The sequence below is a fragment of the Bacteroides sp. AR20 genome, assembly GCF_964250605.1.
In the GTDB taxonomy this organism is placed as follows: Bacteria; Bacteroidota; Bacteroidia; order Bacteroidales; family Bacteroidaceae; genus Bacteroides; species Bacteroides uniformis.
This window is the reverse complement of record NZ_CAXUGK010000078.1, coordinates 1-742: the sequence shown is the minus strand read 5'-3', so window position 1 is coordinate 742 and position 742 is coordinate 1. Positions and strand designations below refer to the sequence as shown.

Sequence of the window (742 nt, the reverse complement as noted above, 5' to 3'; positions counted from 1 at the left end):
TTGTGAGTGGAAACGAGTGTCTATTCCTTTCTACATCTTTTTTCCTTGCACTACTGCATGACGGTTCAGTTCCGATTATAGTCGGAACAATGAACAATTATGTACATTTCCTCTTCGAGATTAAAACTCAACCGGGTGTCCTACTCCGTCCGAAACGATAGCCACTTTGCGAAAACGGGATATAATCACCACAAATATATTGACCTTGTAACGGACGGTTGTATCATTATACGGCAGTCATATCGGTTGCCGTATAATGATCTGTTGGTTTGATATACTGAGTTCCCTGACTAAGTACATACCATACTGCAACAAGTATTTTTCTCGCAATAGCTACTTGCACCTTCATCTTGTTCTTTCTTCTTTCGATACATTGCCTGTATGAGAATTCTGCGAAAAATGAATCTTTCATACGTGCAGCTCCCCATGAACATTCAATCATGGTTTTTCTTACAAACCTGTTACCATGTGTGATACCTCGTGCCTTGATTTTGCCAGCGCTTTCCTCGTTACGGGGTCTTAGCCCCACCCATGACACCAATTTCTTTGGTGTCTGGAAATGTGTCATGTCTGTTCCTATTTCTGCTATTATTGAGGTCGAACTACGTTCTTTCACTCCCGGTATAGTCTGAAGGTTTTCAACTTCTTGAGGAAACCACTCCATGCATAGTGCAGTCATCTTTTCCTGTGCTTCGTCCTTGTGTCGTTGCTGCAATTCAATCTCTTCTACAAGCTGGTTTAT

1 protein-coding gene is annotated in these 742 nt (G+C 41.6%); it reads right to left on the bottom strand.

The genetic code is table 11. The features are described 5' to 3' along the window. Nucleotides 1-226 precede the first annotated feature (226 nt). Nucleotides 227-742, bottom strand: a 516-nt coding sequence (locus tag ACESTD_RS18445; RefSeq protein ID WP_373159103.1) for a transposase, incomplete at its 5' end; no start/stop codon positions are given.